The following is a 22308-nucleotide window of genomic DNA, read 5'->3' on the forward strand; positions in this document are numbered from 1 at the left end:
ATTTTGTAATCCTCTTCCCTCTCTAGCTAACTATAATAAATTGACAATTTAATCATTTCTCATTAAAATTAATTTTATTATTTTATCGAAAATTACAATTACGGAAGGAGCTGCTTTTTTAAATGCACACGAATATTCCCCAAAAAGACATATCCTTTTGGTGGGCAATTTTTCCACTTATCATCATGATTATCTCCATGCTGTTAACCATTGTTGTTTTTAAAGGTGAACCACATGTACCATTGATTATAGGTACTGGAGCTGCTGCTTCGATTGCTTGGAAACACAACTATAAATGGAAGGAAATTGAAGAAATGATGTTTCAAGGAATAAGACTAGCACTTCCAGCTGTAATTATTATTATGTTAGTTGGACTTACGATTGGTGCATGGATTGGTGGCGGCATTGTAGCAACAATGATCTATTACGGTCTAAAAATTATTTCTCCCTCATTTTTTTGGTAACGATTACAATCATCTGCAGTATCGTTGCTTTGACTGTCGGGAGCTCTTGGGCTACGATGGGAACGATTGGTGTTGCAGGGATGGGAATCGGTATAAGCATGGGGATTCCAGCACCTATCGTCGCTGGTGCAGTTATTTCCGGATCCTATTTTGGCGATAAGATGTCACCACTATCTGATACGACAAATTTAGCAGCAGGATTGACAAATACAGATTTGTTTATTCATATTAAACATATGCTGTTTACGACGATCCCGGGTTTAATTATTGCACTTATTGTTTTTGCTTACATAGGTAAAGATGTCGGAAAAGCTTCCATTGAAAATGCAAGTATTGCCCAAACAATAGCCGATTTAGAGGCGAATTTTACTATATCACCTTACCTTTTGCTTATCCCATTGCTAATTATTATCCTCGTTATCTTTAAAGTGCCGGCTATTCCAGCAATAGCTGTTGGAATTATGATGGGATTTTTAGCACAGATTTTTATTCAAGGTGATTCTATTGCCTCTGGATTACATGTATTACAAAAAGGTTACTCCATCGAGACATCCAATGAAATGATTGCTGAACTATTTAATCGTGGTGGTTTAATGTCAATGATGTATACTGTGTCCATGACAATTGTCGCTATGACCTTTGGTGGGATCATGGAATACTCAGGAATGCTAAAAGCAATAATGGATCAATTATTAAAACTAGTTAAAACGACCGGAGCACTCATTACCTCAACAATCAGTGCTGCTTTTTTAACAAATGCTACCTGCTCAGAACAATACATTTCAATTGTTGTACCTTCACGTATGTTTATGAATGTATATAAAGAAAAGGGGTTACACTCTAAAAACCTCTCCCGTTCTTTGGAAGATGGAGGGACGTTAACCTCCGTATTTATTCCTTGGAATACATGTGGTGTATTTATCTATGCTACCTTAGATGTTCATGCCTTTAGTTATGCTCCATACGCCATTTTAAATTATACTGTACCAATGATTGCAATCCTTTATGCATTCAGCGGATTTACAATTGCCAAAACAGCTAAAGCAAAGCAAAACGATTATATCAGTGAAGCACAATAAGACTTAGAAAAATGTGGTGGTATGACGGAGGGAAAATAACGCTCACCAAACAAGCTCGTTTAGCAACTACAACGGAGAACTTCTTATTGAGATAAAGTGAAACTTATTTAAGGAGAACTTTTCTCCTTGAATGTTAGTTCAAACGACGGGAAGTGCAGATGTTGTCCTATCGTAGAAAAAGGCTTGAAGATTGCTAGTTGCTTGAACTCGTATGCTAGACGAAGCTACTTTCAAAAACTCCATCATGTAAAAACGGATATCGTTTCCTATACGATTAATTAATCCGTTATTTAATCTACAATATGAACCCTACCATAAATGGTATACGAACAATTCAGTACTGGGATAGATCCAAGCAAATAAACATGTTATTATGCAAAGAGGTGATTAAATGAATAGACAAATTATAGACCGTGGGAGACTTCGTTCTGGACAATCTTTTTACCTAAAAAAGTTAACTGTAAACCATCTTCGCGATATTTTAAAATTGCAACATGTAGTCGAACAAACAGTGGAGGGTGCTTCTTTTTTACAACCTCTTACCACCGAAGAATACAATTATATTTTATCTGGAAACGGATCAATGATTGGTATATTTATTCATGATCAGTTAGTCGCTTTTCGTGCCATGCTCATTCCAAATTCAAAAGATCCTGAGCATTTAGGGAGAGACCTTGGGCTTTTAGAAACAGAATGGTCGAAAATAATCTATTCCGAAATTTCTATCGTCCATCCAACATATCGAGGAAACCGCTTACAAAATTATATGGGAAAACAATTATTTAAACAAGTAGATAAACGTATATTTCGTTATATAGCAACTACAGTTGCACCATTTAATATTCCAAGTATTAAAGATAAACTTGCTTTGGGGATGAAAATATCTGCGTTAAAAGCGAAATATAACGGAAAATTGCGATATATTTTAATTCGTGACTTGCATATATCTCCAGATTACAATAACTATACAACAACGCAAATCGTTAACATGCAGGATATTAACCTACAAAAAAACTTGCTTGAAGCAGGTTATTGTGGAATCGCAATACAAAAAAAGAACGGTAATTATGATGTAACCTACGCAAAATAGTACCATCCATACCAAAAGCTTAAGGGATCGATTAACCACATTCAACTTAAGATCTCCTGACGAGATAAAGTGAAACTTCATTCCGTGCGCTTTTTACACGGAATGTTAGTTGAACCAATCGGGCATTTAGGTGCCGTTTTTCTCATCATGTTCGCAACATTATTAGCACATTTGAAATGAGAAAAATACGGATCCTTACATCCGGGATAAAGAAACATGCCTCTAAAACAGGGGGATGCCGACGCCTGAGCGAGAAGCCCGCTTTTAGTCGGCCTTCCTTTAGATTCGAGCCAATGTTAGTTTATTATAGAAAGAGATCGAAGTTTGCTTTAGCTTGAGCCCTTAATCTAGACCATAATACTTTCCAAGAAAGATATCCACAATGCAAAAAGAAGTATAGTTTCCCAGGCAATCAAAACTAGGCAATGCCATGTTTCAGTGAACGGGTACTTGCCTAGTGGCACTTTCTATTTTATACATGTTGGTTAATAAGTGAGAGAAATTCAGTTAAACTCTCAACCTCAAACGTTGGCAACCCATTAGTTTGAAGATCCTGTCGATTAATCCATACCGAGTCTACTCCGCTTCGTGATGCACCTAATATATCCGTATGCAGATTATCCCCTACCATAATCGCTTCATCTTCTTTTACGTCCAATTTCTCCAATGTATATTGAAATATAGCAGGATCAGGCTTCCCACTACCAAAGTCGCCTGACACAACAATCTCTTCAAAATAATCTTTTAGTTTTGGAGTCATTTTCAGTTTCGTTTGTTGTAAATCTGGTGAACCGTTCGTTAGTAAAGCCAGCTTAAAATCATTTGCTAAAGCATCTAAGACATCGAACGTATCTTCAAAAACAAATGGTTTCTTCTTTCTTACCTTAGGAAATGTTTCCGCTAATTCAATTGCCAATTGTTGGTCTTCAACACCTACTCCTTCTAACCCCTTTTCCCAAGCTTCCTTTCGATAAATAGGTGCGATTTCTTTTAACTGTTGAAACTCCTTTCCTTTATCATCAAAATCTCCCCAAAGTCCTTCGAAAGGGTTAATACCAATCATTTGTGTAAATGGGTAAGTGGAATAGGATGCGTATAATGACCGAGCTTTCTCTCGCACACTCTCCTCTAAATCGACTGGGTCTATCTTAGGGTTGATTTTATTTGCCTTGTTACAAGCTTCTTTGAACGATTCTGCTACACTCTTCTTATCCCAAAGTAGTGTATCATCTAAATCAAAAATAATTGCTTTACGCATCCATACAACTCCTTTTTCTGCTGCATATCTTACTAAAAGTATACAACATTTTACGAAAAATAAAAAAACTAATTAATTTAGGGTTGATTTTATTGAAAATATAGACTAATATAGTTATTAAAATTTTTACAGCTAAGGGGATATTGGCAATGGAAGAATGGACAGTTAAAGTTAATCGTTGTACAGTGAAGAAAGAAAAACCCAATACCGATCAATTGGAATTTGGTACCGTGTTTACGGATCATATGTTTGTTATGGATTATTCTGAGCCTTTGGGTTGGCAGGATCCGCGTATCGTTCCATATCAACCGCTATCTATTGATCCATCCGCAATGATATTTCATTATGGACAATCTGTTTTTGAAGGATTAAAAGCATACCAAACGCCGGAAGGAGATATCCAACTATTTCGACCGAAAAAAAACCTTCAACGTTTGAACAAGTCAAATGATCGCCTATGTATTCCAGCGATTGATGAAGCGTTTATTCTGGAAGCCATGAAGCAGCTTGTATATTTAGACAAAGAATGGATTCCAACTGCAGAAGGAACTTCTCTTTATATTCGTCCATTCATTATTTCAACGGAGCCTTATATCGGAGTAGCGCCATCACATCAATACAAATTTGTGATTATTCTATCACCAGTTGGAGCTTATTACAAAGAAGGGATTAATCCAGTAAAAATTGCGGTTGAAAATCAATATGTTCGGGCGGTAAAAGGCGGAACTGGTGAGGCAAAAACTGGAGGAAACTATGCAGCCAGTTTAAAAGCTCAAGAGCTTTGTGCTAAAGAAGGGTTTACACAAGTATTGTGGCTGGATGGAGTAGAGAAAAAGTATATTGAAGAAGTAGGAAGCATGAACGTATTCTTTAAAATTAATGGAAAAGTATATACTCCTGCTTTAAACGGCAGTATTTTAGAAGGTGTAACCCGGAACTCCGTTATTCAATTACTCAACCATTGGAATATCCCGGTAATTGAAGACAGAATCTCCATGGAGGATTTGCATCGAGCCTATATGGACGGTAAGTTGGAAGAAGCGTTCGGTACGGGTACAGCAGCAGTCATTTCACCAATCGGTCAACTACGCTGGGAAGGTAAAGACTTATTAATCAATGACGGAAAGACTGGTGAACTATCAAAATCATTATATACGACTTTAACTAACATTCAATATGGAAAAGAAACGGATCCATTTGATTGGATTGAGAAAGTTAGTGAGTCGCACACTGTTAAACATTAATTGCACTTATTTCATTTAAACACATTGAATTAACAGAGTACTATTATTTAGTGCTCTGTTTTTATTTTTATTTACGGAATATTCCATCAAACTGTATAATAAGTGATTTACAACTACTACTTGGAAAAAACTTATTTCTCCTTAAGATTAACGAAAAGACAATTGGTACGTATAATAATACCAATTCATTTAAATCACACTTTTTTGATAAGAATTATAGGATTAGGAGGTATGAGATTGTTTTTACAGCTAAATCACGTTGGAAAAACATTTTTAGATAAACAGAAACAAACTTCCTACGAAGTATTTTCTGATCTTCATCTCACAATCCAGGAAAATCAGTTTGTCTCGTTCTTAGGACCGTCTGGATGTGGAAAGTCTACGCTCTTATCGATGATTGCAGGACTTGAGCATACAACAAAAGGAGCAATTACTCTTCATGATCAAATGATAACTAAACCTAGTCCGGATCGCGGAATGGTGTTTCAACAACCGGCTCTCTTTCCCTGGCTTGATGTTAAAGATAATATTATGTTTCCATTAAAAAATAAATTGCCAAAAGAAGCGGCAGAAAAACAAGCAGATCACTTTTTAAAAATGGTACAGTTAAGCAAATTTAAACATCATTATATTTATGAACTATCTGGCGGAATGCAACAACGGGTTGCGATTGCTCGGGCCTTGGCAATGGATCCTTCAGTTTTATTAATGGATGAACCATTTGGATCCCTGGATGAGCAAACACGCTATATTCTTCAGGATAAATTGTTAGAGATTTGGCAAAAAACAAAGAAAACGATTCTATTCGTAACGCATAGTATTCATGAAGCGGTAAAGCTATCTGATCGAATTGTCGTGATGGGGACTCGACCTGGACGAATTATTTCGGACATTTCTATTAATCTGCCAAGACCACGAAAACGAGATGACCAGAAAGTTATTACTTTAGAAAAAGAAATTATGAGTCTGTTAAAAATTGAAATTAATAAAGTATTAAAGGAAGAGTTATCTAATGAAGTTCAACCTAGCAATTAAACGTATCATCTTTCTCTTTGCTGCTCTTTGCATCTGGGAAATCATCTATTCTTTAAATGTATATTCCGCCATTGTTTTTCCTTCTCCTGTTACTGTTTTTGTAGCCTTATATGAAGGTCTTATCAGTGGTGATTTTGTAATAGCACTTGGAGCTAGTTTTAAGCATTTGATTATTGGGATGACCTTTGCCATTTTATTTGGCACCATTATCGGCGTTATTCTAGGTAAATCAAAGCAGGCAGATGAGACAGCTGGAATGTACTTAATTGCCCTGCAAAGCATTCCAAGTATTGTTTGGGTACCGCTTTCAATCATGTTGTTTGGATTTACAGAGTTTTCCGTTATTTTTGTAGTTGTGTTAGGAGGAACATTTGTCGTAGCTATCAATGTCAGATCGGCTGTACAAAATGTCCCGCCTCAGCTGATTAGAGCAGCCAGAACCATGGGAATAAACGGATTTCAGCTATTTTATCGAGTAGAAATACCAGCAAGCATTCCGTACTTTATGACTGCACTTCGACTCGCCTGGGCATTTAGCTGGCGAGCATTAATGGCAGGCGAATTACTAAGTAATGGTCCAGGACTTGGGTATTCATTAAGCTATGCACAGGATTACGCGAGAATGGATCAAGTTATTGGCATTATCATTATTATTGGTATGATTGGTGCAATTGTTGACCATTTACTATTCACGAAATTAGAAAAAACCGTAATGCAACGATGGGGCTTACTGAAATGAAGGGATGTGTAATAATTTGAAAAAAATAATTGGATTTATACTTTTATTTTCATTGTTGAGTACACTGTTAACGGGTTGCGAAAAAAATCAAAATGATAAGGAACAGAAAGAAATAACGATAGGTTATTTCCCCAATATTAATCATGTTGCAGGTATGGTAGCTGAAGAAAAAGATTTCTATTTAGAAACACTGCCTAATGGCGTCAAAGTAAAGTATCAATATTTTCCTGACGGTTCTGCTTTTATGACCGCAGTGGAAACCGGAGAAATTGAGGGTGGGCTTGTCGGGCCTGGCCCAGCTATGAATCATTTTGCCAGCGGGGCAAAAATTAATATCGTTGCCTCTGGATCAACAGGAGGAACCGTGATTATGTCACGGAAAAACGCAGGAATAGACAGTCCACAAGACTTGGCGGGAAAAGCTTTTATCTCTCCGCGTGTTGGTTGTACACATGATGTGCAGTTTGAATCGCAAATGGAAGATGACTATAAGTTAACATCCGATCGTGTAAATGGGCAAATGAAACATGTTACCGGTAAACCAGCTACTTACCATAGCATGTTTACTTCCAAAAAGGTAGATGTCGCTACTGTACCCGAGCCCTGGGCCTCTTTTATTGAAGAAAAGGGCAGTGGCAAAGTATTAATTGACACAGATGATGTTGCATGGGGAAGAACACTTCCGGCAGCTGTGTTCGTAACCTCCCAAGAATTAATAGATAAGGATCCAGAGCTTGTTCAAAGCATTGTAGATGGACATAAACAAGCTATCGAATTTATTAGTAAAAATCCGGATGAAGCAAAGGAAATAGCTATCCATAAAATCCAAGAAATTACGGATCAAAAGCTTTCTAAATCAGTCATTGATAGGGCGTGGAGACGGATTGACTTCACATATGAAATAGATGAAAATGTTCTTCAGGAGTTTTCCGATGCTTCCTACGAACTAAAATTTTTAAAAAGAAAACCGAATTTAGAAGGATTAGTCAATCCACGCTTTTTAAAATAAAACAAATTTTATAATTTTTCTAGACAGTAAAAACAGACGCTTTTCTTCTTTCTTGCTTAGGCAAAAGCACAAGCTCAAATGAAGAAAGAGCGTCTATTTTCTAATTAGATCCCTTTAGCACTAGAAATACTAAATAATCATGTACTTTCACTATGAAATCATTACTTTACAAATATCATTGGTAAATTCAACTGGATCATTAACAGGTAAGCCTTCGATAAGCAGTGCCTGATTATACAATAAATTTGTATATAAGTTGAGTTTGTCCTTATCATTGGATAAGGCATCTTTTAATGCTTGGAACACTTCATGATTTACGTTTATTTCCAATACTTTATCTGCTTTTATTTGCTGATTATTTGGCATCGTATTAAGCACTTTTTCCATTTCCAATGATATTTCACCATCCGCAGTCAGACATACTGGATGTGATTTTAAACGTTTGGAAGAACGGACATCAATTACTTTTCCAGCTAATTGATCTTTCATATATTTAAACAATTCTTTGTTTTCCTCTTTTTCTTTTTCATCTGTTGAATCGTTTGTCTCTTCTTCCAAGCCAAGATCGCCACTTGAAACAGACTTAAACTCTTTATCTTTATACTTCATTAACATCTTTATCGCAAATTCATCGACTTCTTCCGTAAAGTACAACATTTCATATCCTTTATCAGCTACTAATTCTGTTTGTGGTAACTTCTTAATTCGATCAATTGATTCACCTGCAGCATAGTAGATATACTTCTGATCTTCCGGCATTCGGTTTACATATTCTTCTAATGTCACTAATTTTTCTTCGGTGGAAGAATAGAACATTAATAAATCTTGCAAGGTTTCTTTGTTTGCACCAAAGTCATTGTAGACGCCAAATTTCAACTGTCTACCAAAAGCCTCATAAAACTTCTCATATTTTTCGCGATCATCGCGCTGCAATTGCAGTAATTGTGTTTTTATTTTTTTCGTGATATTTTTAGCAATGACCTTTAATTGGCGGTTATGTTGTAACATTTCACGAGAGATATTTAAAGATAAATCCTCTGAATCTACCAATCCTTTAACAAAGCTGAAATAATCAGGAAGTAAATCAGCACATTTATCCATGATCAAAACACCATTTGAGTAAAGCTCAAGTCCTTTTTCGAATTCCTTTGAATAATAGTCAAACGGAGCATTTTCAGGTATGAATAAAATTGCGTTATAACGGATGGTTCCATCTACATTAATATGCATGGACTTCAATGGTTTATCAAATCCATATCGTTTCTCTTGATAAAAGTTAATATAGTCCTCTTCCGTTAACTCACTTTTATTCTTTTTCCAAATCGGAATCATACTGTTAATCGTTTCTTCTTCTACATAGTCGACATATTCATCGCTATCTTCATCTTTCGGCTTTTTCTTAGTTATATCCATTTTAATTGGATAACGGATGAAATCAGAATATTTCTTAATAATTTCTTGTAAACGATGTTCCTCAAGAAATTGATCAAATGAATCTTCTTCGGTATTTTCTTTTATTTTTAAGATAATTTCTGTTCCTACTTGTTGTTTTTCACTAGGGGTAATCGTAAATCCATCTGTACCAGATGATTCCCATTGATAGGCTTGTTCACTATCAATCGATTTACTAATAACGGCCACCTTATCAGCTACCATAAACGCCGCATAAAAGCCAACACCAAATTGACCGATAATATCAAAACCATCTTTTATTTCTGTATCATTTTTAAAAGCAAACGATCCGCTTTTAGCAATCGTTCCTAGATTCGTTTCAAGTTCTTTCTTGGTCATACCAATTCCTGTATCAATAATCTTCAATGTGCGTTCTTCTTTATTCGGGATGATTTTAATATCATAATCTTCCTTATTAAAGGTTAGGCTTTCATCTGTTAAACTGCGATAATACATTTTATCCATCGCATCACTGGCGTTGGAAATTAGCTCACGCAAAAACACCTCACGTTGTGAATAAATGGAGTTAATCATTAGTTCGAGTAATCGTTTCGATTCTGCTTTAAACTCTTGTTTAGGCATAAAACCCTCTCCTTCCAATGAACTCATATGTTTTAATATCATAAACTCTACTTCCTGTCAATATACGAGACTTGCCCCTCTAATTGCTATTTTTATGATGTCGCGCTAATTCTGTAATATAATCAAAAAATAAATCCCGCTCTACTTCATAGACAAGATTCACTGGCCTCCCTGTGTCACACAGTTCTGTTCTCCCCTGACTTTTTCCATCAGGATGGACAATACAACGTACCTGTTTCTTTTTTACTAAATCACTATTTCCTATTGTTGCAGTCGTTAGTACATCCCATAAAAAATATGTTGAGTTGGTTTGAAAATGAACAAGCGGAGGTACCATTGCATAACATTGTCCTAAGAAATCGATACCTATATCTGTTCTTTCTCTTGCCCATCTATTTCTGACATCAACAGTTAAGGGAACCATATTCGTACTCTCTAAGGCTACTAAATCTATCTCGATATTGCTCTCCCATACTTTATGTACAGCTTCTGGGTCCCAAAAAGCATTCCATTCCGCTGTCCCGTCATGCTCAGGTTCTTCCACATTTCCTGTTTCTAGGAAGGTTCCACCCATCCAAGCTAATTTGTCTATTTTTCTTTCAATATCCGGCGCTTCCTCCAGTGCTCTTGCCAAATCTGTTAATGGTCCAACAAATACTAGTGTAACAGGCTCATCACTCTTACGCAGTATTTCCACTAGATGCTTATGACTTGGCAGTGTAATTGTTTCGGTTTGGATTGGTAAATGCTCATTTAAAATCGGCAATGCGTCTACATAAAAGGCATGCATACGCCATTCTTTTGGAAAAGGATTTTTTCCGCGTGATGTAGATGCCGCTACTTCTATACACTTCCCTTTGCCGAACCGATCAATGATTTTACGGCTCGCATAAACGGCAGGCTCAAGATAACAATCTGCGGGTATGACTCCGACACCAACTAAGTCAATGTCTTCCATTTGCAACAATAAAAATAAAGAAATTAAATCGTCTACACCACCATCATGATTTAAATATACTTTCTTCTTCATGCTTGTCCAAAAGTCCTCCTCACTATATATTTCTATCGATTGATAAGTAATATTGTCTCAGGTTTTAGCTGCCATTACAAATGATAAGAGAAGATTATGACACGTTAAGTGCATGTTCAAAAAGGAAATAAACAGACGAGATCGTAGTGTATCGGTGTCGATGTTTTTCTTGTCCTTGAAAAGAAATACGCTTTTTCTGCGTGCGATGTATTGCTGTCGTAGCTTTTCTTGTCCTTGAAAAAGAAATACGCTTTTTCTGCGTGCGATGTATTGCTGTCGTAGCTTTTCTTGTCCTTGAAAAAGAAATACGCTTTTTCTGCGTGCAATGTATTGCTGTCGTAGCTTTTCTTGTCCTTGAAAAAGAAATACGCTTTTTCTGCGTGCGATGTATTGCTGTCGTAGCTTTTCTTGTCCTTGAAAAACCGCGATGTGTCTCTGTCGAAGTTCGAGAGAGCATAGTGTATAAAGTTAGAAAATTACCCTCGTCAAAGGGGAATTTTTGATTCTATGAACATCCCTTTAAAGTTGGGTGCTATTATAGAAACAGAAAGAGAGTATGAAAGAAGTCTCTATAGCCTGATTAAAAATTTTCTGGTACTTATCCAGCTAACCTTTGCTATACTTACAAAAAAACAATCCCAAATCATAGTTATGATTATATCTTTTAACATAGAAAAAAGGGCTCAGGTCAAACTGAGCCCTTAATGGTTGTTCTGTCTATATTCTTCAATTTCTTGTCTTGCGTTATGAAGCTTTTCAAATGTTTGCTGAAATTGTGGATTTTCTAATGCCTGTTCGCCTGCATGATGCTGTGTAGTCTTTAATAAGCTATCTACTTGTAACAATTGTTGTTGTGCTTGCAGGAGCTGTTCTTCATCTCCATTCGTCTTAGCTTCTTGCAATAGCTGATATGCTTCCGTAAATTGTTCTGTCGCTAATTCAATTTGCTCGTGGGGATATTGACTTTCCATAAACCAACCTCCAATAAGTTTATTCATTCACTTTTATATGTTGTCTTTTTATACCAATTTTATGTATATGGGACTTGGGGTATATGAACAACCCTTCGTTGCTACTTGTGCATAATTGTTAGTTAAGAAAGCTTTTATCGTAAATAAAATTTAGCTAGCAACAAGCCTAGAAAAAGTAATAACAAAACCAAAAATTTTTTATAGTTTATTATACGAAAGAATCACCCGTATTCCTAAAAGGGTACGAGTGGATTCTTTCGGAACGCCTTATTTGAAAATTCTCTTATCATAAAGTGAAACTTCATTCAGTAGGAGTTTTCTTCCATCTCCTACTGAACGTTAGTACCATAAGGGTATGACCTAAAGGCTCTTCTCACGAATCGGGCATTTAGGTGCCGTTTTCTCCCACTTAGACCCTTTTGTATCAACTCAAGCTCTTGAAGTGGGAGTCTTACGGCACCTTACATACAGGATAAAACCATTAGATAATTTTTCCCGGGTTTAAAATATGTTTAGGATCCAATGCTGTTTTTAGCTTTCGCATCACTTCAAGTGCTTCCCCATGCTCTTTTTTCTGATATTTAGTTTTACCAATACCAACACCATGCTCACCTGTACATGTTCCACCGCAAGCTAATGCAAAAGAAACAATTTCTTCATTTACCTTATTAGCCTTAGCAAGATCATGGGGATTATTAACGTCGATCATCATTAAAATATGATAATTTCCATCACCAACATGTCCGACAATTCCCCCTGGAAGCCCGGAAGCATCGACAGCTTTCCGGCCATGTTTGATTGCATCCGCTAATTTAGAAACAGGCACACAAATATCTGTTACCATTTGTTTTTTTCCCGGATAATGGTGCAAATATGCATAAGCTGTATTGTGTCTTGCTTCCCATAACTGATTTCTCAGAGCAGTATCTGATTCAAATGCTAAATCCTGACATTCATGGTCGTGTAATATTTCCTTTGCAAAAGCAACATCCTGCTTTAGACCAGCTTCATTACCGTGAAATTCTAAAAAAATAGTTGGAGCTTCAAAATAAGTGGTATCATTAAATTGATTAATCTGCTTCATGGATTGTTCATCCACTAATTCAACCCTTGCTACAGGGATTCCCGCTTGCAACATATGGATAACAGCTTCAACAGCATCATCCAATGTTAAAAAGGTCGCTCGTCCTGCCATCATTTCCTCTGGGATACCATGGATTTTTAACGTAAGCTCTGTAAAACAACCTAATACTCCTTCCGAACCAACAAATAAACCATTTAAATGTATTCCGGAAGATGATTTTGCTGCCATACTCCCTGTATGAATAATTGTACCATCTGCCAATACTACTTCTAAATCACGAACCTGGTCCCGCATAACCCCATATTTTACAGATGTAGTTCCACTTGCATTCGTTGCAGCCATTCCCCCTAAGGTTGCATCTGCTCCAGGATCAACGGAAAAAAATAATCCATATTTTTTCAGTTCTTTTTCCAGTTGTTTTCTTGTTACCCCAGGTTGTACCTTCACTAGAAAATCATCAGGCAGCACTTCTAAAATTTGATTCATCCATGAAAAATCAATCGTAATTCCTTTTTGATATGGAATGACACTACCTTCTAAACTAGACCCTAATCCGAAAGGGACGACCGGTATCCGATTTATAGCCGCCACTTTCATCACTTCACTAACTTCCTTCGCTGATTTTGGATAAACAACAACATCCGGTAATTCCGGTGTATGGTACGATTCATCTGAACTATGCTGCTTTCGGATTGTCTCGTTCGTACTTATTTGTCCAGATGGTAAGACTTGCGCTAGTGCTTCTAAGACGGACAATGCATCTCCCTCCCTTTTTGCTTTTAGAATGTATATCTATTTAATTTTAAACAATGGGAATAGTAGAACAATTAAATGCACAACTATGGATTTTTTTATATTACATAACGGTTGTACCCTTAATAAACAAAGGGGATTCATTACAAATTTTATCCCATTTATATAAATAATTACATGTAATTAAATCCTGTTTCTTCTGACCTTCATTGCAATAACAATTAAGATACTGGTGTTCCATTTTTCACCCTTTGATCTGGTGCTAATAACACAACATCACCTGCTTTTGGTACGCCCCCTAGAACAAGTACTTCCGATTTAAACCCGGCGATTCGCAGAGATGGAAAATTAACCACTGCTGTTACCTGTCTACCGACTAAATCTCTGGGTTGATACCGTTCGGTAATTTGGGCAGATGATTGTTTTATCCCTAAATTACCAAAATCAATATACAGCTTAATTGCTGGTGTCCTCGCTTCGGTAAAAGGCTCTGCCTTCGTTACCGTCCCAATTCGTATGTCTAATTTTTGAAAGTCCTCCATACTTGCCATAAAAAACACTCCTTTAAAAATGATCTAAAGTCATCAGAAAATCCTTGTAGGTTTAAACTCAATACTGTACTTCCATTGTGAAAGTCTTAAGACGCGTCTTTTCTTATTGGCTAGGAAACGATATCCAAACGGATATCTTTTTTAAACATAGCTTCGTCTAACCTGAGGTTCGTACTGCTAGCAAACTTCGACCTTCTCCCTACGATAAGTCAACATCGGTTCGAATCTAAAGGAAGGCCGACTAAAAGTGGGCTTCTTGCCCAATGTCGACATCCCCCTGCTGCAGACATGTTTTCTTTATTTTGAATGTAAGATGCCGTATTTCATTTGAAAAATGTTAGCGACACATCGCACGAAGAAAAAGAGATTGTCTTTTTCAAGGACAAGAAAAGCTACGTTAGCGGCACATCGCGATTTTTTCAAGGACGCTTGCCAACTTAGCTTTTTCACTTTATCCCGCATGTAAGGTGCCGTAATTCTCCCCCTTCAAGAGTTAAAGGAACACGGAGAAGTCGAAGTGAGAGATAACGGCACCTAAATCCCCGATTCGTTCAACTAACATTCAAGGAGAAAAGCACTCCTTAAATGAAGTTTCACTTTATCCCGCATGTAAGGTGCCGTAATTCTCCCCCTTCAAGAGTTAAAGGAACACGGAGAAGTCGAAGTGAGAGATAACGGCACCTAAATCCCCGATTCGTTCAACTAACATTCAAGGAGAAAAGCACTCCTTAAATGAAGTTTCACTTTATAGAAATTATCCAGTTTGTACGTTGTTAACCGAAACATGAGTTTTTGTGTCTAGTTTATAGTTCAAGTGCTTGCCTTTTGTTAAATTATTATTCCCGTATTTGTCCTTCTCCATATATATAGAATTTACTAGATGTAAGTGCAGATAGCCCCATTGGCCCTCTTGCATGTAGTTTTTGTGTACTAATACCGATTTCTGCACCATATCCGAATTCAAATCCATCTGTAAACCGTGTTGAAGCATTATGATAGACTGCTGCTGCATCAACATGTTGCTGGAAGAACTCCGCATTTGCTCTATCACTTGTAATAATTGCTTCTGAATGCTTTGTACCATACGTATTTATATGGTCAACTGCTTCTGTACATGAATCAACCACTTTTACACTAATTGCTAAATCAAGGTATTCAGTTTGCCAGTCTTCTTCCGTTGCCCTGACTGCTTTTGGGAAAGCTTGAGCAACTGTTTCATCTCCGTAAATAACCACTTGATTCTGCTGTAATTGACCTAACAAATGAACGCCATGTTCATGGAACCATTCTTTATGAATTAATAAAGATTCAATCGCATTACAAACGGATGGTCGTTGTAATTTAGCATTTAGTACAATGTTTTTCGCTAAATTTTCATCAGCAGATGCATCAATAAAGATATGACAATTTCCTGCGCCAGTTTCAATGACTGGAACAGTAGAAGAACGAATCACTGTCTCTATTAAATTTTTCCCCCCTCGAGGAATCAATACATCTAAATACTCATTTAATGTAAACAGTTCTTTTGCCGAATCTCTGCTCGTATCTTCGATTAACTGTACTGCATCCAAAGGTAGTTTACTTTTGGACAAAGCCCGATGAATAGAAGCCACTAATGCACGGTTTGAATATTTAGCTGAAGAGCTTCCCCGTAGTATAACAGCATTCCCTGTTTTTAAAGAAAGTGTTGCAGCATCAATCGTTACATTTGGTCTAGCTTCATAAATCATGCCGATAACTCCGATTGGGACGCGTTTTCTTTCAACCCGTAAGCCATTATCCTTTGTAATCGTCTCAAGTACTTCACCAATAGGATCTTGTAAATCGATTAATTGATATATCGCATCATGCATTCCTTTAACTCGGTCCTTATTTAACATAATCCTATCTAAGACCGATTCGGATAAACCTTTCTGTTTTCCATCCTCTAAATCCTTTTGGTTTTCTTGCAAAATGTCCTCCTCATCCTGTAAAAGCTGATCAGCAATTAATCGAAGGGCTTCATTTTTCTCCGCCGTAGTTACCCCATTTAATTGATAACTAGAAGCCTTCGCAAGTTTTCCTTTTTTTTGTACTTCTGACATGATACTCCTCCTCCTATTTATGAATAGCTAGTAATGACACTAGTTGCTAACCTATACACTCATCCTTTATGTTAGCCTTACCCAGCGATCCCGATGAATCACCCTTGAAGATAGGCTAGGCGTGTTGCTGTTCCTTAATGCTATTTCTTTCATGACAACATCTCTTGAACAACTGACTTCGCCTTTTCCGATTAGTCCTTTGCTTCCATAAACTTCTACGACATCTCCTTCTTTAAAAGCACCGGTTACTTTACGAATCCCAGCAGCAAGAAGGCTTGCACCTTGATGTAAGAGGGCTTCCTCTGCCCCACCATCAATATAGATTTGCCCGGTTGGCTCTGAATGTAGCGCAATCCATTGTTTATTTGTGGTAATCGATCCTTTTGCAGGATTAGAGATATACGTACCATCTCCGTTTCCTTCGATTATGTTTAACAGCTTATCGCTACCTTGTCCTGTACCAATAAAGACACTAACACCTAATGAAAGTGCCATTTTAGCAGCTTCCAACTTTGATTTCATTCCTCCTGTTCCGACAGCAGAGCCATTAACATCTGCTAAAGCAATCATCTCCTCTGTAACATTATCCAAATAATCATATTTTAACGCATTTGGATTGTGACGAGGATTTCCATTATATAAACCATTTATATCGGTTAGCATAATTAATTGATCAGCGTGCACGATCCCACTTACTAAAGCAGAAAGCATATCATTATCACCAAAAGTAAGCTCTTTAATCGATACCGTATCATTTTCATTAATAATCGGAATAACACGACGCTCTAAAAGTTCCATTAGCGTATTAAATGCATTTTTGTACCTTTCTCGATCTTTAAAATCATCTCTCGTTAATAATAACTGTGCGGCTCTTAAATCGAACTCTGAGAATTTTTCCATATATGTCTGAATCAATAGTCCTTGACCGGCTGCTGCAGCCGCTTGTTTTCCTTTTAAAGTAACCGGTCTGGACGCATAACCAATTTGTGGAAAACCTGCAGCAACCGCTCCCGATGAAACTAAGATAACATCATGATTGTGTTCGCGAAGCTTGGCAATAGCTTGAACATGTTCTGTCAGTTTTTCTTCGTCCATCTCTCCATGTACATTTGTTAAAGAGCTACTTCCAATTTTGACAACAATTCTCTGTTTCACTTTACATACTCCTATTCCCAATATCTTTTCAAATTATAATGGTTTATTTCTTGTAAAAAAAGCCCAATCATCCTTAGAAATAAGGACGAAAGAGCTTCTTCCGCGGTACCACCTATTTTGAATGTGTCAAATCACATCCCGCTTTCATTCAATAACGCCGAGATAGCGCTCACTTTTGTGAGACTCGAAAGGCAGGTTCTGTGGCTTCAAGTGTAGGAAGCTTCCAGCTATTAACTTCCTCTCTCTGGCACCGAACAAACCACATACTATTCCTTTCTTACCGTTCAACTATGTTTTATAGATATTATGGATAGAAAAACAAGGAATGTCAACTGTTTTTACAAGTTTCCTTTGCAACCTTTTAACCAATTAGTACTTTATTTCCCTTGTTTATCTGCCAATTTGTACATTTTTCGATTCCGATCGTTTTATAAAAAACGATAAAACTAGTGCAATAATCGCAAATAACCCAGCGACAATAAAAGAAATATTTACCCCGTGGATCAAGCCTTCTACTCCTTTATCAGGAAGTGCTGTACTGGTCATAACAGTTACTAATAAGGCTGTCCCAACTGCACCAGCTACTTGTCTCATTGTATTATTCATTGCCGTTCCATGGGGAATCAAATGGAAAGGTAACTGATTTAAACCAGCTGTTGTTACAGGCATCATAACCATAGCTATTCCCAGCATACGTATTGCGTTTACGGTAGCTAAATACGTAAATGTTGTTGTTATAGATAAATTGGTAAACATAAACGTTGTTATCGTTACAATCGTTAAACCGATAATGGAAAGCCAGCGTGCACCAAATTGATCAAATAATCTGCCGGTAATTGGATTCATAATTCCCATTACAACTGCTCCTGGTAAAAGCATTAAGCCCGATTCCAAAGCAGAAAAACCAAGCATATTTTGTGCAAGTAACGGGAGAATAACTGCAGCCCCAATCATAGCCATAAAGGTAACCATACCTAGCGCAGTCGTAAGCGAAAATATTGAATAACGAAACACGCGGAACTCAAGAATTGGTTGTTCTAGCTTCAACTGTCTGAGGATAAAGAAAGTCAACGTAATAGCGCCAATAATTAACGAAAGGATCACCTGTATGCTTCCCCATCCACTATTACCAGCAACACTAAATCCATATAATAGTCCACCAAAGCCTAGTGTTGAAAGAATAATAGATAGAACATCCACCTTTGGATAAGTTTGTTTGGTGATGTTTTTCAAAATAAAATAAGCAATAATGATATCAAGGATAACTATTGGTAATATGACATAAAACACACTTCTCCACGGAAAGTGTTCAACTAGCCATCCAGATAAAGTCGGGCCAATGGCTGGTGCAAAGGCAATAACTAATCCAAACATTCCCATCGCTGTTCCACGTTTTTCCATTGGAAAGATGAGAAATAAAATGGTTTGCATTAATGGCATCATTATTCCCGCAGCAGCAGCCTGAGCCACGCGTCCGGCCATCAACGTAGAGAAATTAGGAGCTACCGCACAAATAAGTGTCCCAATAGCAAACATACTTAGTGCAGTTAAAAACAATCCCCTTGTCGTAAAACGTTCAATTAAAAATGCAGTAATAGGTATCATTATCCCGTTAACTAGCATAAAAATAGATTGCAACCATTGAACGGTATTAGCATCCAACTGTAAATCGACCATAATTTTAGGCAATGCTGTAGCTAATAACGTCTGGTTTAAAATAGCGACGAAAGCTCCCGAAATAAGTACGATAATTAATGGTACTTTATTTATCTCTGTTGGATCATTTGTTGGCGTATTTGTAGTATTCATATTTTCTCTCCTTTCTAGTTATTCTATAGCTGTATCGTTCATTGAGAGCAATCTAAATCATTTTTCATGTCCGAACATACCCTCTTTTTACAAAGTGACAAGTAACATAATATCATATAGAAATCATTGAACAAACTATTTCGCTTTGACATAATTATTAACTTATTTCTCCGGTAAAGTTGTAACTGAAATACCTCTTAAAAAGAGATCGACAAAGTTTAACAAAACGTCACAAACTCGAAACGGAATATCCTGAACTTAGAATAGAGCACCACAAAGTCGGAATGAATCACTGTAAAGTTGAAACAACGTGTCATAAAAATCTGTTCCGTATTGAATGGACTTCTCTGCTAAAATTTTAGGTTTATTTTTTGCGAGAGAAAATGTAGTAGCGCCGAGCTGCTTAAATAATGACATTTAACTCATTGCATCTAGCCTATGTGTATTAAAGTAAAAAAAATCCACCGTAAGAGCCTGAAAGTGGATGATGGTGGATTATAGCCTTATAAACCGTTTATTCAAATTTATAATGAAAAATACTATAAAATTTGCCATTATTAAATGGATAAAGGTTTAATTTTTTTGCCTCCGTAGCATGATTCACAATAATTTCCTCTAATATTTCATTAGCGCTTTTATTTATGGTAAGTATCCCTAATTTTTCTGCAGTATGATACAATTTAGCTTCATGCACAGCTTCAATTAATTGTTTGATACTCTTTCCCTGCCGTTTTATTCCTAGTTGCTCTGCTTCTTTTTCCACTTCCATTGTAATTAGTTCATCTTCCAATGCAACTGTAGATTTTCCATTTATGTTTAGTCCTAATTGCTCTGCTTTTTGCTTAATATTTTTTTCGTGAACCTCTTTTGCTAATTCATTTGGCTTTTTATTCTCTGTATCAATCCCTAAATGGATAGCTTTTTCAACGATAATGGCATCATGTATTTCTTTTTTTAATTCATCTATTTTTTTCCCTTTTGTCTTTAAATTAAACCTTTTCGCTGCTTGCATTAAGAACTCTTGCTCAACTTCACGCTTTAACTCACTTGCTGATCTTCCTTCAACATCTATTCCCAGTTCCCTCGCTTTATACATAATAATCGCCTTCTGATAACGTTGATACTCTTTGTCCTCTTGTTGTTTACTTTCCAATAAATACAAATCAACAAACTCCGCTGACACTGTATTTCCTAACAGACTAAACAGGAAACTAATCATAACAACCACAAGAAATCGTGTTCTTCTCATAAAACCGTCCCTTTCTGCAACTCTCTATAGGCAAATAGCCTTCCCTTATTCTGTTAGATAATTTGAAACTTTATACAGGATATATTGTATGATATAGAAAGCTTCATTTATGGTAAAAAAATAGCCAATAAAATAAAAAAATTGTTATTAAGAATAAGAGAAACGATTGCAGAAACCTGTTATACACTTAATTTTAATTATAACACCACTATATGACTTCTGCGTTAAAATTATAATATTTTTATCCAATTGCATTGAAGTTAGCTCCCTCATTTTAGCGACTATTACATATTTATGAGAAAAACCATACAAAGGATGGGAAGTGAAACGGTGTTCGTATTATGCCATATATTTAAATTTCATTTGGCGAAAGGATTGATTTTGTCAATGAAAAAGAGTATGGTTGCTTTACTTATAACAATTCTTCTGTTGCTAAGCGGTTGTTCTCTGTTAGAAAAAGCAACGGATTCATTCGGTTATGCCACGAAGCAACCGGATATATCAATAACTTAAGTGAGTTTGCTGAAGAAACATCATCATTAGAAACAGATCAATTGGTTGCACGTTTGGAAGATTTAACTGGTACAATAGAAAATTTTACTAAGATTGAACCGCCAACTATTGCAGAGGATATACATCAGGAGTTGACCAATAATAGTGAAGCGCTGTTGGAAATAACTAATAGTATTGTCGATCAAGGTGAAATTACAGTTGAATAACTACAAGAAACGGAGATTTACCAAACGATAGAAAATATCACATCTCTTAAAGTACAAATTGAACAGCTTGAATTATAATATATAGGGATACTACATGCCTTGAGATTCTTCATCTCCCAAGGCCATGTTGAACGGAATTTTGGCATGTAGATGTTGTTATCTCCCACTTATACTTCTTATTCAAAAAACTTCATATGTTTCTTTTCTTCTCTATAATAGGCTAACCGATCAGCTAAACTTCCCGTATGGAATTCAAATTTATGTCCATCTGGATCTGTAAAATAAATGGATTGCTTATCCCGCTTATCCCTTTTTCTCCCCTCCAAAATATTTACATGTAGCGCTTTCAGTTTGTTATACATTGCTTGAAAATCATCTTCATCAATCGTAAATGCAATATGTGTATAAGACTGATGAATTTCCTGACGTGGAATGTCTTTTTCCTCATTTAAAGCAAGCCATAGTCCGTTTAAATCAAAATAGGCTGTTCGCCTTCCCTGAACTAGTAGCGTGGCATCAAAGACTTGCTGATAAAATTTAATGGATCTTTCTAAGTCAGAAACGGAAAATAATAAATGATTAATCCCCTGAATATTCATTTTTTCCTCCCTTTCTAAAATCGTATAACCTAAAATAGGCTTATGATAAAAAACATAACAATAAACAAACTATGTATAAGAAGTGTCAGCGCCAACTCCGCCCATCAAGCTGATTGTTTCTCTTAAGTAATAGTCCATTTTGATGTGTAAAATCATGGAATTGCTACTTACATATATTTTTTATCACTAGCGTTGCATAAATAATATCTAAATTTTCTGTTTTAATTATTTAGCCAAGAGAGCCAAAAAAGTAAATGCCCAACTAAAGGTGGCTCCATCCATTTGGAATATATTTACAATTAGACTAAGGTGGCAGCGACGTTTTCGTTATTAAGAAGCACCTTTTCCTTCT

Annotated in this window: 18 protein-coding genes, 1 pseudogene and 1 other annotated feature; of the genes and pseudogenes, 7 read left to right on the forward strand and 12 right to left on the reverse strand. The window is 36.4% G+C overall.

Translation table 11 applies throughout. From position 1 onward, the window contains the following. Positions 1–122 precede the first annotated feature (122 nt). Together nhaC and KQI21_RS05760 are read left to right on the forward strand one after the other, a co-directional pair. A pseudogene (gene nhaC / locus KQI21_RS05755) lies at positions 123–1543 on the forward strand (Na+/H+ antiporter NhaC). Positions 1544–1934: 391 nt separating this feature from the next. Next, entirely contained in the window at positions 1935–2633 is a 699-nt protein-coding gene (locus KQI21_RS05760; protein WP_216483147.1) for a GNAT family N-acetyltransferase, read from the forward strand. Positions 2634–3105: 472 nt separating this feature from the next. Here the strand turns inward: KQI21_RS05760 and KQI21_RS05765 are convergent, their stop codons facing one another. Then, positions 3106–3891 carry an HAD family hydrolase gene (locus KQI21_RS05765; RefSeq protein WP_216483148.1) on the reverse strand — a complete coding sequence of 262 codons (786 nt, stop codon included), beginning with the start codon at positions 3889–3891 and terminating at the stop codon, positions 3106–3108. 149 nt (positions 3892–4040) lie between these two features. Here KQI21_RS05765 and KQI21_RS05770 point away from each other — a divergent pair, with 149 nt between their 5' ends. From KQI21_RS05770 to KQI21_RS05785, 4 genes are all read left to right on the forward strand, one after another. After that, a complete protein-coding gene (locus KQI21_RS05770; protein ID WP_216483150.1) occupies positions 4041–5135 on the forward strand; it encodes a branched-chain amino acid aminotransferase in 1095 nt (364 codons plus the stop codon). 237 nt (positions 5136–5372) lie between these two features. Further along, positions 5373–6170, forward strand: a complete 798-nt coding sequence (locus tag KQI21_RS05775) for an ABC transporter ATP-binding protein (RefSeq protein WP_216483152.1) — start codon at positions 5373–5375, stop codon at positions 6168–6170. After that, positions 6148–6909, forward strand: a complete 762-nt coding sequence (locus KQI21_RS05780) for an ABC transporter permease (RefSeq protein ID WP_216483154.1) — start codon at positions 6148–6150, stop codon at positions 6907–6909. Before KQI21_RS05775 ends, KQI21_RS05780 begins: the two co-directional genes overlap by 23 nt. Positions 6910–6925: 16 nt before the next feature. Beyond that, positions 6926–7918 carry an ABC transporter substrate-binding protein gene (locus KQI21_RS05785; protein WP_253291320.1) on the forward strand — a complete coding sequence of 331 codons (993 nt, stop codon included), beginning with the start codon at positions 6926–6928 and terminating at the stop codon, positions 7916–7918. Positions 7919–8068: 150 nt separating this feature from the next. Here the strand turns inward: KQI21_RS05785 and htpG are convergent, their stop codons facing one another. The 10 genes from htpG to KQI21_RS05835 all read right to left on the reverse strand — a co-directional run bounded on the left by htpG (position 8069) and on the right by KQI21_RS05835 (position 20638). Then, the gene (htpG, locus tag KQI21_RS05790) at positions 8069–9952 is read right to left on the reverse strand and encodes a molecular chaperone HtpG (protein ID WP_216483158.1); all 1884 of its coding nucleotides are present in this window, start codon (positions 9950–9952) and stop codon (positions 8069–8071) included. 79 nt (positions 9953–10031) lie between these two features. Next, positions 10032–10982, reverse strand: coding sequence for a nucleoside hydrolase (locus KQI21_RS05795; protein WP_216483160.1), 951 nt, complete (start codon positions 10980–10982; stop codon positions 10032–10034). Positions 10983–11098: 116 nt separating this feature from the next. After that, positions 11099–11308 (reverse strand): hypothetical protein, encoded by a 210-nt coding sequence (locus KQI21_RS05800; RefSeq protein ID WP_216483164.1) that lies wholly within the window; start codon positions 11306–11308, stop codon positions 11099–11101. A gap of 375 nt (positions 11309–11683) precedes the next feature. Continuing rightward, positions 11684–11953 (reverse strand): hypothetical protein, encoded by a 270-nt coding sequence (locus KQI21_RS05805; RefSeq protein WP_216483166.1) that lies wholly within the window; start codon positions 11951–11953, stop codon positions 11684–11686. 481 nt (positions 11954–12434) lie between these two features. Beyond that, complete coding sequence (locus tag KQI21_RS05810; protein ID WP_216483168.1) at positions 12435–13793, reverse strand: FAD-binding oxidoreductase; 1359 nt, start codon at positions 13791–13793, stop codon at positions 12435–12437. A gap of 218 nt (positions 13794–14011) precedes the next feature. Next, positions 14012–14341, reverse strand: a complete 330-nt coding sequence (csaA, locus tag KQI21_RS05815) for a chaperone CsaA (RefSeq protein WP_216483170.1) — start codon at positions 14339–14341, stop codon at positions 14012–14014. An 836-nt stretch (positions 14342–15177) separates the two neighbouring features. Beyond that, positions 15178–16425 carry a glutamate-5-semialdehyde dehydrogenase gene (locus KQI21_RS05820; protein ID WP_216483172.1) on the reverse strand — a complete coding sequence of 416 codons (1248 nt, stop codon included), beginning with the start codon at positions 16423–16425 and terminating at the stop codon, positions 15178–15180. Positions 16426–16491: 66 nt separating this feature from the next. Continuing rightward, entirely contained in the window at positions 16492–17520 is a 1029-nt protein-coding gene (gene proB / locus KQI21_RS05825; protein ID WP_253291323.1) for a glutamate 5-kinase, read from the reverse strand. A 138-nt stretch (positions 17521–17658) separates the two neighbouring features. After that, positions 17659–17870, reverse strand: a binding site (T-box leader). Positions 17871–17970: 100 nt separating this feature from the next. Beyond that, the gene (locus KQI21_RS05830) at positions 17971–19389 is read right to left on the reverse strand and encodes a DHA2 family efflux MFS transporter permease subunit (RefSeq protein WP_216483175.1); all 1419 of its coding nucleotides are present in this window, start codon (positions 19387–19389) and stop codon (positions 17971–17973) included. Between the two features lie 514 nt (positions 19390–19903). Beyond that, positions 19904–20638 (reverse strand): hypothetical protein, encoded by a 735-nt coding sequence (locus tag KQI21_RS05835; protein WP_216483176.1) that lies wholly within the window; start codon positions 20636–20638, stop codon positions 19904–19906. Positions 20639–21078: 440 nt separating this feature from the next. Between KQI21_RS05835 and KQI21_RS05840 the strand changes: the two genes are divergently transcribed. Continuing rightward, positions 21079–21357 carry a DUF6376 family protein gene (locus KQI21_RS05840; protein WP_216483178.1) on the forward strand — a complete coding sequence of 93 codons (279 nt, stop codon included), beginning with the start codon at positions 21079–21081 and terminating at the stop codon, positions 21355–21357. A gap of 176 nt (positions 21358–21533) precedes the next feature. Here KQI21_RS05840 and fosM read toward each other — a convergent pair whose 3' ends face one another. After that, positions 21534–21956 carry a FosM family fosfomycin resistance protein gene (gene fosM, locus KQI21_RS05845; protein ID WP_216483179.1) on the reverse strand — a complete coding sequence of 141 codons (423 nt, stop codon included), beginning with the start codon at positions 21954–21956 and terminating at the stop codon, positions 21534–21536. Positions 21957–22308 lie beyond the last annotated feature (352 nt).

Origin of the sequence: Virgibacillus proomii (assembly GCF_018916875.1) — a bacterium.
Taxonomy (GTDB): Bacteria; Bacillota; Bacilli; order Bacillales; family Amphibacillaceae; genus Virgibacillus; species Virgibacillus proomii_B.

Excerpts from the sequence above, each read along its gene's own strand:
- KQI21_RS05760 (WP_216483147.1), top strand. The coding sequence starts at position 1,935 with ATGAATAGACAAATTATAGACCGTGGGAGACTTCGTTCTGGACAATCT.
- KQI21_RS05765 (WP_216483148.1), bottom strand. The coding sequence starts at position 3,891 with ATGCGTAAAGCAATTATTTTTGATTTAGATGATACACTACTTTGGGAT.
- KQI21_RS05770 (WP_216483150.1), top strand. The coding sequence starts at position 4,041 with ATGGAAGAATGGACAGTTAAAGTTAATCGTTGTACAGTGAAGAAAGAA.
- KQI21_RS05780 (WP_216483154.1), top strand. The coding sequence starts at position 6,148 with ATGAAGTTCAACCTAGCAATTAAACGTATCATCTTTCTCTTTGCTGCT.
- htpG (WP_216483158.1), bottom strand. The coding sequence starts at position 9,952 with ATGCCTAAACAAGAGTTTAAAGCAGAATCGAAACGATTACTCGAACTA.
- KQI21_RS05795 (WP_216483160.1), bottom strand. The coding sequence starts at position 10,982 with ATGAAGAAGAAAGTATATTTAAATCATGATGGTGGTGTAGACGATTTA.
- KQI21_RS05805 (WP_216483166.1), bottom strand. The coding sequence starts at position 11,953 with ATGGAAAGTCAATATCCCCACGAGCAAATTGAATTAGCGACAGAACAA.
- csaA (WP_216483170.1), bottom strand. The coding sequence starts at position 14,341 with ATGGCAAGTATGGAGGACTTTCAAAAATTAGACATACGAATTGGGACG.
- KQI21_RS05820 (WP_216483172.1), bottom strand. The coding sequence starts at position 16,425 with ATGTCAGAAGTACAAAAAAAAGGAAAACTTGCGAAGGCTTCTAGTTAT.
- proB (WP_253291323.1), bottom strand. The coding sequence starts at position 17,520 with ATGGACGAAGAAAAACTGACAGAACATGTTCAAGCTATTGCCAAGCTT.
- KQI21_RS05830 (WP_216483175.1), bottom strand. The coding sequence starts at position 19,389 with ATGAATACTACAAATACGCCAACAAATGATCCAACAGAGATAAATAAA.
- KQI21_RS05835 (WP_216483176.1), bottom strand. The coding sequence starts at position 20,638 with ATGAGAAGAACACGATTTCTTGTGGTTGTTATGATTAGTTTCCTGTTT.
- fosM (WP_216483179.1), bottom strand. The coding sequence starts at position 21,956 with ATGAATATTCAGGGGATTAATCATTTATTATTTTCCGTTTCTGACTTA.